This is a genomic window from Streptomyces sp. NPDC043878 (assembly GCF_056435735.1).
In genome coordinates this window covers 286,200-299,641 of record NZ_JBWKDW010000003.1, presented here as the reverse complement: position 1 = coordinate 299,641, position 13,442 = coordinate 286,200, and the positions used below count along the sequence as shown (strand labels likewise).

The 13,442-nt window shown below is 74.5% G+C and carries 14 protein-coding genes and 1 pseudogene; 2 read left to right on the top strand and 13 right to left on the bottom strand.

Features of this window, described 5'->3' with window-relative positions; genetic code table 11:
* Positions 1-73 precede the first annotated feature (73 nt).
* Positions 74-2,139: pseudogene (locus AC07AZ_RS07185) on the top strand (beta-xylosidase/alpha-l-arabinosidase); the annotation flags it as partial.
* Between the two features lie 121 nt (positions 2,140-2,260).
* Here the strand turns inward: AC07AZ_RS07185 and AC07AZ_RS07180 are convergent.
* From AC07AZ_RS07180 to tsaB, 4 genes are read right to left on the bottom strand one after another with little or no spacing between them, the layout of a single operon-like run.
* Entirely contained in the window at positions 2,261-2,521 is a 261-nt protein-coding gene (locus AC07AZ_RS07180; RefSeq protein WP_478844636.1) for a hypothetical protein, read from the bottom strand.
* A complete protein-coding gene (gene tsaD, locus AC07AZ_RS07175) occupies positions 2,518-3,609 on the bottom strand; it encodes a tRNA (adenosine(37)-N6)-threonylcarbamoyltransferase complex transferase subunit TsaD (protein WP_478844634.1) in 1,092 nt (363 codons plus the stop codon). The genes AC07AZ_RS07180 and tsaD overlap by 4 nt, the downstream gene beginning before the upstream one ends.
* Positions 3,602-4,141, bottom strand: coding sequence for a ribosomal protein S18-alanine N-acetyltransferase (gene rimI, locus AC07AZ_RS07170; protein WP_478844632.1), 540 nt, complete (start codon positions 4,139-4,141; stop codon positions 3,602-3,604). Before rimI ends, tsaD begins: the two co-directional genes overlap by 8 nt.
* Positions 4,138-4,794, bottom strand: coding sequence for a tRNA (adenosine(37)-N6)-threonylcarbamoyltransferase complex dimerization subunit type 1 TsaB (gene tsaB, locus AC07AZ_RS07165; protein ID WP_478844630.1), 657 nt, complete (start codon positions 4,792-4,794; stop codon positions 4,138-4,140). The genes rimI and tsaB overlap by 4 nt, the downstream gene beginning before the upstream one ends.
* A gap of 233 nt (positions 4,795-5,027) precedes the next feature.
* Between tsaB and AC07AZ_RS07160 the strand changes: the two genes are divergently transcribed.
* Positions 5,028-5,582, top strand: coding sequence for a hypothetical protein (locus AC07AZ_RS07160; protein ID WP_478844628.1), 555 nt, complete (start codon positions 5,028-5,030; stop codon positions 5,580-5,582).
* Positions 5,583-5,658: 76 nt separating this feature from the next.
* On the opposite strand, the gene AC07AZ_RS07155 is transcribed toward AC07AZ_RS07160, so the two are convergent.
* The 9 genes from AC07AZ_RS07155 to AC07AZ_RS07115 form a co-directional block, all read right to left on the bottom strand.
* Entirely contained in the window at positions 5,659-5,805 is a 147-nt protein-coding gene (locus AC07AZ_RS07155; RefSeq protein ID WP_478844626.1) for a hypothetical protein, read from the bottom strand.
* Positions 5,806-6,128: 323 nt separating this feature from the next.
* Positions 6,129-6,650, bottom strand: a complete 522-nt coding sequence (gene tsaE, locus AC07AZ_RS07150) for a tRNA (adenosine(37)-N6)-threonylcarbamoyltransferase complex ATPase subunit type 1 TsaE (RefSeq protein ID WP_478844624.1) — start codon at positions 6,648-6,650, stop codon at positions 6,129-6,131.
* On the bottom strand, positions 6,616-7,857 hold the full coding sequence (locus AC07AZ_RS07145) for an alpha/beta fold hydrolase (RefSeq protein WP_478844622.1): 1,242 nt from the start codon (positions 7,855-7,857) through the stop codon (positions 6,616-6,618). The genes tsaE and AC07AZ_RS07145 overlap by 35 nt, the downstream gene beginning before the upstream one ends.
* 93 nt (positions 7,858-7,950) lie before the next feature.
* A complete protein-coding gene (alr, locus tag AC07AZ_RS07140) occupies positions 7,951-9,141 on the bottom strand; it encodes an alanine racemase (RefSeq protein ID WP_478844620.1) in 1,191 nt (396 codons plus the stop codon).
* 112 nt (positions 9,142-9,253) lie between these two features.
* A complete protein-coding gene (locus tag AC07AZ_RS07135; protein WP_478844618.1) occupies positions 9,254-10,228 on the bottom strand; it encodes a L,D-transpeptidase family protein in 975 nt (324 codons plus the stop codon).
* A 281-nt stretch (positions 10,229-10,509) separates the two neighbouring features.
* Entirely contained in the window at positions 10,510-11,982 is a 1,473-nt protein-coding gene (locus tag AC07AZ_RS07130) for an NAD(P)H-hydrate dehydratase (protein ID WP_478844616.1), read from the bottom strand.
* A 96-nt stretch (positions 11,983-12,078) separates the two neighbouring features.
* The gene (locus tag AC07AZ_RS07125) at positions 12,079-12,450 is read right to left on the bottom strand and encodes a holo-ACP synthase (protein WP_356046986.1); all 372 of its coding nucleotides are present in this window, start codon (positions 12,448-12,450) and stop codon (positions 12,079-12,081) included.
* Positions 12,451-12,582: 132 nt separating this feature from the next.
* Positions 12,583-12,753, bottom strand: coding sequence for a hydrophobic protein (locus tag AC07AZ_RS07120; RefSeq protein ID WP_478844614.1), 171 nt, complete (start codon positions 12,751-12,753; stop codon positions 12,583-12,585).
* A gap of 116 nt (positions 12,754-12,869) precedes the next feature.
* On the bottom strand, positions 12,870-13,268 hold the full coding sequence (locus tag AC07AZ_RS07115; RefSeq protein WP_478844612.1) for an ATP-binding protein: 399 nt from the start codon (positions 13,266-13,268) through the stop codon (positions 12,870-12,872).
* Positions 13,269-13,442: the final 174 nt, after the last annotated feature.

Sequence of the window (13,442 nt, the reverse complement as noted above, 5' to 3'; positions counted from 1 at the left end):
GCTAACGATGGGAAAGAGCGGCCCACCCACGTCCTGGCCCATCCCCCCTTTTCTTCCGCCCCCCCCCGGGGGGCCCGGGCGTGGGGCACAAAGGCACGGGCCCCCCCCCAGCGCCGTATCACCGCGGCCGGCCGCTTCGGCATCCCGGCCGTCGCCCACGAGGAGTGCCTGGCCGGGTTCACCGCCTGGGGCGCCACGGCGTACCCCGTGCCGCTCGCCTGGGGCGCCGGCTTCGACCCGGAGCTGGTCGAGGAGCTGGGCCGGCACATCGGCCACGACCTGCGCTCGGCCGGCGTCCACCAGGGTCTCGCCCCCGTCCTGGACGTCGTCCGCGATCCGCGCTGGGGCCGGGTCGAGGAGACCATCGGGGAGGACCCGTACCTGGTCGGGACGGTCGGCGCCGCCTACGTGCGCGGCCTGGAGTCCGCCGGGGTCGTCGCCACGCTCAAGCACTTCGCGGGGTACGCCTCCTCGGCGGGCGCCCGCAACCTCGCTCCGGTGCGGGCGGGCGTCCGGGAGTTCGCCGACGTGACGCTCCCGCCGTTCGAGATGGCGCTGCGCGAGGGCGGCGCGCGGTCGGTGATGGCCGCGTACACCGACACGGACGGCGTCCCGGCCTCGGCCGACCCCGGCCTGCTCACCGAACTCCTGCGCGAGGACTGGGGGTTCACCGGCACGGTGGTCGCCGACTACTTCGGGATCGGCTTCCTGGAGACCCTGCACCGGGTGGCCGGCTCACCGGCCGAGGCGGCGCACGCGGCGCTGGCCGCGGGCATCGACGTGGAACTGCCGACGCTCAAGTGCTACGGCACACCGCTCCTCGAAGCGGTACGGGCCGGCGACATCCCGCGGGAGCTGATCGACCGGGCGGCCCGGCGGGTCCTGCTGCAGAAGTGCGAACTGGGCCTGCTGGACGAGGACTGGACCCCGGAACCGGCCGGGCCGATCGACCTCGACTCGGCCGCCAACCGTGCCCTCGCCCGGCGGCTGGCCGAGCAGTCGGTCGTGCTGCTCGACAACCCGGACGGGGCGCTGCCGCTGGCCCCGGACGCCCGGATCGCCGTGGTGGGCCCGCGGGCCGCCGACGCCCTGGCCATGCTGGGCTGCTACTCCTTCCCCTCCCACGTCCTCACCCGGCACCCCGGGGTGCCCACGGGCATCGACATCCCGGACCTGCTGGACTCCCTGCGCACCGAACTCCCGGACGCCAAGGTGACGTTCGCCGAGGGCTGCGACACCTCCGCCCCGGACACCTCGGGCTTCGCCGAGGCAGTGGCCCGGACCGCCGAGGCGGACGTGTGCGTGGCGGTCCTCGGCGACCGCGCGGGCCTGTTCGGCCGGGGCACCTCCGGCGAGGGCTGTGACGTGACGGACCTGCGACTGCCGGGCGTACAGGCCGAGTTGCTCGACGCGCTGACGGCGACCGGGGTGCCGGTCGTGCTGGTCCTGCTCACCGGCCGCCCGTACGCGCTGGGCCGCTGGGACGGCCGGCTGGCGGCCGTGGTCCAGGCGTTCTTTCCCGGCGAGGAGGGCGGCCCCGCGGTCGCCGGCGTCCTCGCGGGCCGGGTGAACCCCTCGGGCCGACTGCCGGTGAGCGTCCCGAGGGAGCCCGGAGGCCAGCCGTGGACCTACCTCCAGCCGCCGCTGGGCCTGGCGGGCGAGGTCAGCAACCTGGACCCGACCCCGCTGTACGCCTTCGGACACGGCCGCTCCTACACGGCGTTCACCTGGGAGGACTTCGCGGGCACCCCGGCGGAGATCGGCACGGACGGCTCGTACGACCTCTCGCTCACGGTCCGCAACACCGGCGACCGGGCGGGCGCGGACGTCGTACAGCTGTATCTGCACGACCCGGTGGCCACCGTGACCCGCCCCGATGTCCGGCTGGTCGGTTACCGGCGGGTGGAGCTGGCGCCGGGCGAGGCGCGGCGCGTGACCTTCCGCTTCCACACCGACCTGTCGTCGTTCACCGACCGCTCGGGCCGCCGGGTGGTCGAACCGGGCGCGCTGGAGCTCCGGTTGGGACCGTCCAGCGCGGAGGTCCGGCACACGTCCCGGCTCACCCTCACCGGCCCGGTACGAACCCTCGGTGGGGACCGCCGCCTGCGATGCGAGGCGGAGGTCTCACCGGCGCCCTGACCGGACCCGGCCCGCGTGTGTCAACTCACGCCGACCGGTGCGGCCTTCGGATCCGGCGCAGGCGGCCGTCGCCGCGATGCCCTGCCGGAGTGCCGCCCCCGCCGGGCCGGGGGGCCGGTGGTCAGTCGTCGGTGTCCGCCGACTCGAACCGCCAGCGGTGCACCGCACGGGAGACCAACTCGCCGTCCGGCTCGGGGAGTTCGGGGAGCTCGGCGTCGTAGGCCGTGTCCCACCAGGTGATGACCAGGACGCGGTCCTGCGGGGCCCGGAGGGTCTCGCGGCGCACGGGCTGCCGGGACAGCCGCTGCGCGCGGGTCCACGCCAGCAGGTCCTCGCCCCGCCCGGGGACCGCCCGCGCCTCCCACATCAGCGCGACGGTCACGAGTAGAGGTTCTCCCCGCTGCTCTCGTGCACGTGGTCGTGGGACCGCCCCGGCACGTGCGGGTCCGTCACCGGCAGCGACGAGTCCGCCGACAGGTCCCAGCCCGACGCGGGCCGGTTGCGCGCCACCATCTCGGCGCCCAGCGCCGCCACCATCGCCCCGTTGTCGGTGCACAGCTTCGGCCGGGGCACCCGCAGCCGGATGCCCGCCGCCTCGCAGCGTTCCTGGGCCAGCGCCCGCAGCCGGGAGTTGGCCGCGACCCCGCCGCCGATCATCAGGTGGTCGACGCCCTCGTCCTTGCAGGCCCGTACGGCCTTGCGGGTCAGCACGTCCACGACCGCCTCCTGGAAGGAGGCCGCCACGTCACGCACCGGCACCTCCTCCCCCGCCGCCCGCCGCGCCTCGATCCAGCGGGCCACGGACGTCTTCAGACCGGAGAAGGAGAAGTCGTACGCCGGGTCGCGCGGGCCGGTCAGACCGCGCGGGAAGGTGATCGCGGAGGGGTCGCCCTCCTTCGCGTACCGGTCGATGACGGGGCCGCCGGGGAAGCCGAGGTTCAGCACCCGCGCGATCTTGTCGAAGGCCTCGCCGGCCGCGTCGTCGATGGTCGCGCCCAGCGGCCGGACGTCGGAGGTGATGTCCGAGGACAGCAGCAGCGAGGAGTGCCCGCCGGACACCAGCAGCGCCATCGTGGGCTCCGGCAGCGCGCCGTGCTCCAGCTGGTCGACGCAGATGTGGGAGGCGATGTGGTTGACGCCGTACAGCGGCTTGCCGAGCGCGTAGGCGTACGTCTTCGCCGCGGACACGCCCACCAGCAGCGCGCCCGCGAGACCGGGACCGGCGGTGACCGCGATGCCGTCCAGGTCCCGCGCCGTGACGCCCGCCTCCTTCAGCGCGCGCTCGATGGTCGGCACCATCGCCTCCAGATGCGCCCGGGAGGCGACCTCCGGCACCACTCCGCCGAAGCGGGCGTGCTCGTCGACGCTGGAGGCGATCGCGTCGGCCAGCAGGGTGGTGCCGCGGACGACACCGACACCGGTCTCGTCGCAGGAGGTCTCGATCCCCAGGACCAGGGGTTCGTCAGCCATGGATCTCGGTTCCTTGTACGCCGTTGCCGGAAGGGGGACCCGCAGCGGGGCCGCTGCCGGGTGCGGTGGTCAGTTTCATCACCAGGGCGTCGATGTTGCCCGGCTGGTAGTAGCCGCGCCGGAACCCGATCGCCTCGAAGCCGAACCGCTCGTACAGCTTCTGCGCGCGGGTGTTGTCGATCCGGCACTCGAGCATCACCTCGGCGCACTCGAAGGCGGTCGCGGCCCGCAGGAGTTCGGCGAGCAGCCGGCCGCCCAGACCGGTGCCCCAGTGCTCGCGGGCGACGGCGATCGTCTGGACGTCGCCGAGGTCCCCGGAGGCGGCCAGTCCGGCGTAGCCGACGACACGGCCGGCGTCCTCGGCGACGACGTACCGCCGCGTCGCCTCGGCGCCCCGCGAGTGCGCCAGCTCGGACCAGAACATCCCCCGCGACCAGGCGTCCACGGGGAAGAGGTCCTTCTCCAGGAGGAGCACGGCGTCGATGTCCCACCAGCGCATCTCACGCAGCCGAGGAGTCACTGTGTCGGTCACTTGGGGGTGACCACCTTGTAGTTCCTGGGGACCTGGGCGTCCGGGCGCCGCAGGTACAGCGGCCGGGGCGGCGGGAGTTCCTCACCCGCGGCCAGCCGCTCGGCGGCCAGGGCGGCCAGCGCGGCGGCGGAGACGTGCTCGGGTTCGCGCGCGTCCGGGAAGGTGTCCGGGTAGAGCAGCGCGCCCGCGCCGACGGCGGGCAGTCCGGCCACCTGGCCGGCGATGTCGGCGGGCCGGTCGACGGCGGGGTCGGTCAGCCGGGTGCGGGAGTCGGCGTACCGCGCCCAGTAGACCTCCTTGCGGCGGGCGTCGGTCGCCACGACGAAGGGGCCCGACTCGACGCCGGCCGCGTAGGCGAGCCCGTCGAGCGTGCACACGCCGTGCACCGGCACGCCGAGCGCGAGCCCGAAGGTGTCCGCGGTCATCAGGCCGACCCGCAGTCCGGTGTAGGGGCCGGGCCCGACGCCGACGACGACCGCGGTGACGGCGTCGATCCGGAGCCCGGCTCCGGCGAGCAGGCGGTCCACGGACGGCAGCAGCAGTTCCCCGTGCCGGCGCGCGTCCACCTGGCTCGACGAGGCGATGACGGCCGTGCCGTCGTGCAGGGCGACGGTCACTGCGGGGGTGGCGGTATCCAGAGCGAGCAAGAGCACGCAAACAGCCTACGGCCACGCGGGGCCCGGCACGGCCGCCCGGGCCCGGCCCGTGTCTGCTGCTACCGTCGCCACGGAGCGTGACGTGCCCGAGCACGGAACGCACGGAACGACCGGCCGGACGACCGGACGACCGGCCGCACGAGACAACACAGACGACGCTGACGACGTCGACGACGCCGAGGTGCAGACGACGGCGTGCGCGACGCACGAGACCGCAGAGGTGGGCGACGGTGACAGCAGGCAGCTCCGGATTCGTGGCCTCGCTCACCGTGGGGGCCCTGGCGTCGGTCGGTTTCCTCGCCTTCCAGGCCTCGGCCCACGTCCCGTCCGACCTGGGCAAGGCGCACGCGCTCGCCTCCGCCTCGGCCGCCGCCAAGAAGGCCCCCCGGGACCGCAGGCACCCCGCCGCCCTGCCCACCTCGTCCGGCGTCGGCGAACGCGTCGTGTACTCGCTGGACGACGACCGGGTGTGGCTGGTCGGCGCGGGTGACAAGGTCCGGCGCACCTACAGGGTCAGGCCCGGCACGGTCGACCCGGTCCCGGGCGCCTACGCGGTCACCTCCCGCTCCAGCGCGGTCACCGGCACCGACGGCACGCCCGTGGAACACGTGGTCCGTTTCGCCGTCGCCGACGGCATCGCGATCGGCTTCAGCTCGGCCGTGGACGACACGGCGCCGTCGGCGGACGCGCCGACCCGCACGGGCGGCATCCGGGAGTCCCGGGCGGACGGGAACGCGATGTGGCGGTTCGCGACGATCGGCGCGGCGGTCGTCGTCATCCGTTAGGGCGACGGGACGGCAGCACGTCCGCGGCGCGGGGAGGGCACGCGCGCGTCAGCGCCCCCCGGGGGGGCGGGGAGCGTCACGCGGCCTCGCGGTGGTCCTCCGCGGGTTCCGTCGGCTGCGGTTCGGGGGCGCGCGGCGGCGTCGAGATGAGGTCCGCCGCGGCGCACGACGCCAGCAGGTCGCGCATGGAGACCACGCGGGGCACGTCTCGGTCCATGGCCATGGGCGCCTCCTGAAGGTCCGTGAGCGGACGTAGTTAGGCAGACCTAACTAGTGGCTGGGTACCATGTGACCACGCACCAGAGGCCGAACGCAACATCTTGCCGACGTCATGTCGGAACGTTCGCCCGGGGGGGAAGCCCCCGCCGCCCGGCCGGCCCGGCCGCACCTCGGGTCCCGCGGACACAAGGGGCGGGCCCCGCCCGCCCGACTCGCCGAACCGGCCCGCGTGAACCGGCGTCACGCGCCCGGTACGCCCGCGCGAACCGCCGTCACGCGCTCCCGTGAACCGCCTTCACGCGCCCAGCGCGCTCCCGTGAACCGCCTTCACGCGCCCAGCACGCCCGCGTCGATCCCCGCCCAGCGGTCCCCGGAGCCGGTCAGGGTCACGTGCCGGACCTCGTCGGTGGTGTCGCCGACGGCCCGGTGGATGTCGATCCGCAGCCGGTTCTCGGTCAGCTCCTCGACCTTGCCCTCGCCCCACTCCACGACGATCACCGAGTCGGACAGCGAGACGTCGAGGTCGAGGTCCTCCATCTCGTCGAGGCCCCCGCCCAGCCGGTACGCGTCCACGTGGACCAGGGGCGGACCGTCCCCGAGGGAGGGGTGCACGCGGGCGATCACGAAGGTCGGGGAGGTGACCGCGCCCCGGACCCCGAGCCCCTCGCCGAGCCCGCGGGTCAGCGTCGTCTTGCCGGCGCCGAGCTCCCCGCTGAGCATCACCAGGTCGCCGGCGCGCAGCGACTTGGCCAGTCTGCGGCCCAACTCCCGCATTTCCTCGGGCGAGTTGACGGTGATGTCCGCAGCGGTGGGGTCAGCCGGGCCGTGCGGTGCTGCTGGTGCTTCCATAGCCACTTACGGTAGCCCCTGCCGGTACGGCACCCGCGCGGGTGAGCAGGTCGGCGAGCCGGTCGGTGACCACCTCGGGGTGTTCCAGCATCACCAGGTGCCCGGCGTCCGGGACCAGCACGAGTTCCGCGTCCGGCAGCAGGTCGGCGATGGCCTCGCTGTGCTCGCTGGGCGTGACGAGGTCGCCGATCCCGGCCAGGACGAGCACCGGCACGTCCTTGAAGTGGGTGAGCGACGCGGTCTTGTCGTGGTCGGTGAAGGCCGGGTAGAACTCCGCGACGACGTCGATCGGGGTGCCCTCGATCATCCGCTCGGCGAACCGGGCGACGGCCGGGTCGACGTCCCGGGAGGCGAACGAGTACCGCTTGATGATCCCGGTGAACAGGTCGGCGGTGGCCCGGCGCCCCCGCTCCACGAGGGCGGCCTGCTGCCCGAGCGCCTTCAGCACGCCGGGCAGCACCCGCCGTACCGCGTTGACGCCGGCGACGGGCAGCCCGAAGTTGACCTCGCCGAGCCGCCCGGACGACGTACCGACGAGGGCGGTGGCGACGACCCGGTCGCGGATCAGCTCCGGGTACTGGTCGGCCAGCGCCATGATCGTCATGCCGCCCATGGAGTGTCCGACCAGCACGACCGGGCCCTCGGGGACCGCCGCGTCCAGGACGGTCTTCAGGTCGCGGCCCAGCTGGTCGATGGTGACCGGCGTGTCGTCCTGGGTCTGGGCCACCCCGCGCCCCGACCTGCCGTGGCTGCGCTGGTCCCAGTGCACGGTCCGCACCACCCCACGCAGGGCGGCTCGCTGGAAGTGCCAGGAGTCCTGGTTGAGGCAGTAGCCGTGGCTGAAGACGACCGTGACGGGGGCGGGCGCCTTGCGGCCGAAGAGCCGGCGGCGGCGCGGGGACAGCGGGGGCACGGCTTCGGGATCGACCTCGTCGACCTCGTAGTACAGCTCGGTGCCGTCGTCGGCGCGCGCCTTGCCGGGGGTGCCGCGCAGCGCGCCGTACGGCCCGGCCGAGTCGAGGGCCAGCCGGGCCCGGGAGCGCATGCCGCGGCCGACGGTGAGCCGTTCGAGGGCCACGCCGGCGGCCGCGCCCGCGGCGACCACGCCTATCGCGGCACCGGCGAGGCCCGTGGCCCGGCGCCAGCTCCCGGCCGCCCCCGTGGCGGAGGCGACGGCCAGGACGGCCTCCGCGCTGCTCTCGCTCACGTACCGCTCCTCTTCGCCGGTCTGCTGGTTCGCCGGGTCGGCCGGCTGTGCGGATCGACCGCCGTGTGCGATCTGTTCCTCATGCGGGAGAACTCATGCCCCATGCACGGGAATTGATCCCTTGTTCACATAGACGCGCGGGACGCGCGTTCCGATGCGCGTGACGATCTCGTATCCGATCGTGCCCGCCGCCTGCGCCCAGTCCTCGACGGTGGGCTCGCCGCGGTCTCCGGGTCCGAACAGGACGGCCTCCGCGCCGGCCGCGGGCTCGTCCCCTCCCAGGTCGACGACGAACTGGTCCATCGCGACCCGCCCGGCGACCGTGCGCCACTTGCCGCCGACCAGCACCGGGCCGGTCCCCGAGGCGTGCCTCGGGATGCCGTCCGCGTAGCCGACGGGGACCAGGCCGAGGGTGGTCTCGCCGGGGGTGACGTAGTGGTGTCCGTAGCTGACGCCGTGGCCGCCGGGCACGTGCTTGACCAGGGCGAGGGAGGCCGACAGCGTCATCACCGGGCGCAGTCCGAGGTCGGCCGGGGTGCCGACCTCGGGGCTGGGCGAGATGCCGTAGAGCGCGATGCCGGTCCGCACGAGGTCGAAGTGGGACTCGGGCAGGGTGAGCGTGGCCGGCGAGTTGGCGAGGTGCCGCACCTCGGGGCGCGCGCCCCGCTGTTCCGCGTACGACACCATCTCGCGGAAGAGGGCGAGCTGGGCGGCGACGGAGGGGTGGCCGGGCTCGTCGGCGCAGGCGAAGTGGGACCACAGTCCGGTGATCCGGACGAGCCCCTCGGCCTCGGCACGCAGGGACTCGCCGACCAGCTCGGTCCAGTCGGCGCCGGGCCGGCAGCCGCCGCGCCCGAGCCCGGTGTCGGCCTTGAGGTGGACGCGGGCGGGCCGGCCCGCCCGCCGGGCGGCCTCCGTGACCTCCCGCAGGGCCCACAGGGCGCTGACCGACACGTCGAGGTCGGCCTCGATCGCCTGCCGCCAGGGGCCGCCCGGCGTCCACAGCCAGCACATGATCCGCACCTCGGCGGGCAGCCCGGCGCCGGCGCGCAGGGCGAGGGCTTCCTCGGGCGTGGCCGTGCCGAGCCAGGACGCGCCCGCCTCGACGGCCGCGCGGGCACACGGCAGCGCCCCGTGGCCGTAGGCGTCGGACTTGACCACGGCCATCAGGGCGGCACCCGGCGCCAGGGCGCGCAGGGCCCGCACGTTGGCGCGCAGGGCGTCCAGGTCGATCTCGGCGCGGGCCCGCAGGGGCGCGGTCGGCGCGGTTGCTGTCTCACTCATGGCGTCCCCAGTGTCTCAGAGGGGGCGGACAGCACGCGGAGGGCGGGCGGGCACCAGGGTTCGGGCCGGGGGCACCAGGGTCCGGGCCGGGCACCGGGGGCCGGACAGTGAGCTAGGAGCCGGGTCGGTGTCCCCACACGTACACGCGGTCGCCCTTCTTGAGGGCGTCCCACAGCCTGCGGGCGTCGGTGAGGGTCAGGTTGACGCAGCCCATGGAGCCGACGGTCGTGTAGATGCTGCCGTAGACGGCGTGGAAGGCCTCTCCGCCGTCGAAGAACTGGGCATACGGCATGGGGTTGTTGTACAGCGTCGACCAGTGGTTCTTGTGCCGCCAGTAGATCGTGTGCCATCCGGTGCGCGTCCGGTGCCCCGCCCGTCCGCTGCGCATCGGCAGCGGGCCGAGGAGGACCTTCGTGCCCTTCTGCACCCAGGTCACCTGCCGGTCGAGGTCGACGCAGGTCACCCGGTACGAGCGCACCGGGCACTTCTTCGCCTTGTTGGGGTTCTTGCGGGCGGACAGCAGCTGCATCCGCGCCCAGGTGACGGGTCCGGCGAAGCCGATGGCCGGCTTGATGTGCTGCTGCCGCTGGAACGCGGCGACGGCCCGGCAGTCGGCGGCCGACTGCTTCCCGTCCACCTTGAGCCTCAACCACCGCTCCACGGCCCGCTGGTAGGGGCCGGTGCGCCTGCTGCAGGTCACCTTGGCGGCGGTGTCGCCGAGCGGTACGTACTCGACGAGCGCGTACGTCCCCTCGGCCGCCGCCCGTGGTTCGACGGCGTCCTCCTCGGCGGTCGGCACGTACACCCTCGGCGGCAGCACCTGGTCGGGGGTGTCGGTCTGCCAGGGCTGGTACGGCCCCGGCGGCACCCCGGGCCCCAACTCGGCCTCCGGCCCGGCGGCGGGCGGCACGGGATCGGTGACGGCGGATGCGTCGGTGGGACGCGCGGGGTCGGCCGCGGCGGAGGCGGAGGCGGAGGCGGGGGCGGTGTGTACGGGGTCCGCCGCGGCGGCGGCGCCGGCGGGGAAGGCGCTCACCGCGGCTAGCAGCACCGCGACACTCCGGTAGGCGATACGTCTGCTGATCATGCGATCAGAAAAACGTGGTGCCGTGGGGTGAGGGGGGTGCCGCGCGGCGGGGTCACCCTTATTGACGACCCACCCCGCCCAGTCGCGTGGGTCGGCCGCACGCTCAGGCCGCCTGGCGGGTCGCGGTCTGTGGCGCGGCCGGTCGCGTGGTCGTCGCGCGGCCGGTCGCCTGGCCGGTCGGCATGGCCAGTCACGCCGCCGGTCGCCTGGCCGGTCGGATGGTCAGTCGCGTGGCCGATCGCGTGGTCTGTCAGCCGCCGGTCGCCTGGCCGGTCGCATGGTCAGTCGCGTACGTCGCGCCAGGCGCGGGGAATCGCGGCCGCCACGTCGTGCGCCCCCACCGGCGCCCCGTCCGACGCGAACCTCCCGGCCAGCCCGTGCAGATACGCGGCCGCGCTCCCCGCGTCCAGCGCCGGGAGACCGGCCGCGAGCAGCGACCCGGCGAGGCCCGACAGGACGTCCCCGCTGCCGGCCGTGGCCAGCCAGGACGTCCCGGTCGCGTTCACCCGCGCCGCTCCGCCGTCGGAGTCGGCCACCAGGGTCGTCGAGCCCTTCAGCAGCACGGTCGCCCCGTAGCGCCCGGCCAGTTCCCGCGCCGAGGTCAGCCGCGCCGCCTCGACCTCCTCCCGCCGGACGCCGAGCAGGGCGGCGGCCTCCCCCGCGTGCGGGGTCATCAGGGTCGGGGCCGTCCGCGCCCGTACGGCGTCCGGGTCGGCGAGCCGCAGTCCGTCCGCGTCGATCAGCACCGGCACGTCGGACGCCAGGACCTCCGCGACGGTCGCCGCGTCGTCGCCGGCCCCCGGCCCGACGACCCAGGCCTGCACCCGCCCCGCCTTCCGCGGCCCCAGGTCCGAGACGAGAGTCTCGGGGAAGCGGGCGATCACCGCGTCGGCGGCGGGCCCGACGTACCGTACGGCCCCGGCCCCGCCGCGCAGGGCACCCGAGACGGCGAGCACGGCCGCCCCCGGATAGCGTGCCGATCCGGCGGCGATCCCGACGACCCCCCGCCGGTACTTGTCGCTCCCGGCGCCGGGCAGCGGCAGCAGCGCGGCCACGTCCGCGTGCTGCAGCGCCTCCAGTTCCGGTACGGCGGGCAGGGCGAGCCCGATGTCGACGAGCCGTACCGCGCCGGCGTACTCGCGCGCGGGGTCGATCAGCAGGCCCGGCTTGTGCGCCCCGAAGGTGACGGTCACATCGGCCCGCAGGGCGGTGCCGCGGACCTCGCCGGTGTCGGCGTCCACCCCGCTCGGCAGGTCCACGGCGACGACAACGGCCCGGGAGCGCTCGGCGGCGGCGGCCAGCGGAACGGCGTCCGGCCGCAGTCCGCCCTTGCCGCCGATCCCGACGATGCCGTCGAGGACGAGGTCGGCCCCGGCGATCAGTTCCTCGGCCCGGTGGCCGGCCTGCGTGGCCGGTGCGGGCGGTTGTCCGGGGGCGCCATGAGGAAGCGTGCTGCCGCCGGCCCGGCGCAGCGCGGCCAGACCTCCGGCGTGGGTGCGCTCCGGCGCGAGCAGCACGGCCGTGACGCCGGCGCCGCGCCGGGCCAGCCGGGCCCCCGCGTACAGGGCGTCCCCGCCGTTGTCGCCGCTGCCGACCAGGAGCACGACCCGGGCGCCGTAGACCCGGCCGAGCAGGTCCGCGCTCGCGGCGGCGAGCCCGGCCGCGGCCCGTTGCATGAGGGCGCCTTCGGGCAGCCGCGCCATGAGGTCGCGTTCGGCTGTTCGGACCGTCTCCACGCTGAATGCGGTACGCATGCGACCGAGTCTGCCCCGGATGCGCCGGGTGAGCACGTCAGATCGCCGCCGGAACCCGGGTCCACCGTGGCGGGGGCGCCGCGGGTGACCGTGATGTCACCCCTCCGCGACGACCACCGCCGACGCCACCCCGGCGTCATGACTCAGTGACAGGTGCCAGGAGGTGACGCCCAGTTCGGCGGCCCGGGCGGCCACCGTGCCCCGCACGCGCAGCCGCGGGCGGCCGGAGTCCTCGACGTAGACCTCCGCGTCCGTCCAGTGCAGGCCCGCCGGTGCGCCGAGGGCCTTGGCGACGGCCTCCTTCGCGGCGAAGCGGGCGGCGAGCGAGGCGACGCCACGGCGTTCTCCGCCGGGCAGCAGCAATTCGTTCTCCCGGAACAGGCGTTGGGCCAGTCCGGGCGTCCGTTCCAGCGACGCCGCGAACCGCTCGATCTCGGCCACGTCGATACCGACCCCGATGATGCTCATGCCGAGCACTTTATGCGGGGCGGCCTGCGCGGCGCGCTTTTCACGGCTTTCACGCCTGAGTGGGGCCCCGGTTCACGCACGAGTGGGGCCCCGGTCTCCACCGGGGCCCCACTCACACATCGGTGTACGCGCCTACCAGCGGTACCAGCGGCCTCGACGGCCGCCACCTCCCGCCGGGCGGACGACGAAGCCCAGCACCCACACCACGAGCACGATGACCGCTATCCACCACAGCGCCTTCAGTGCGAATCCCGCACCGAAAAGAACAAGAGCCAGCAGAAGAACCAGAAGCAGGGGAACCATGTTTATCAACCTCCAGAACACCGGATGCCCCCACCTCGAACGAACACGCCTCCGGGATTCACTGTTTCTCCACGAGAGTCGAGGGAATGCGGAAATGCTCGCCGGCTGGGCCGGAGCTAAGCAGCCGCCAGTTCGCACCAGCCGTATTTGCCCCGGTTTCCTTCCCTCGCGAGTGGCTGCCAGCCCCAGACGTCCGCGCAGGCCCGCACCAGCGCCAGCCCCCGCCCGCCCTCCGCGTCGACGGTCCCCTCCAGCGGTACGGGCGGCTCGGGGTCCGCGTCCCACGCCCCGATCCGCAGCACCCCCGCCGACCAGCGCACCCGCAGAGCGGCCGGCCCCTTGGTGTGCCGTACGGCGTTGGAGACCAGCTCGGCCGCCAGCAGCTCGGCGACGTCGACCAGCCGGATCAACCCGTGCATGGTGAGGATCAGACGGAGGGTGCGGCGACTGACGGTGACGGCGCGCGGATCGTTCGGGATGTACAGGGAGTACTCCCAGGGCTCACGTTCGGGCATGCGTCAACTCCGTTGCGGTGGGGGGATGGTGCGGACGTACGGGCGGTGGCATTGCCGCAGCCGTCATGGCAGGACGGAGTGGTGCGCTTCCGGTACCCCGGGGTGTCGCAGGGTGTGCGTCACGTCACTGACGGTAGGACTAACCTGTCATCCCGAGCAAGCCGATCCCGTAAT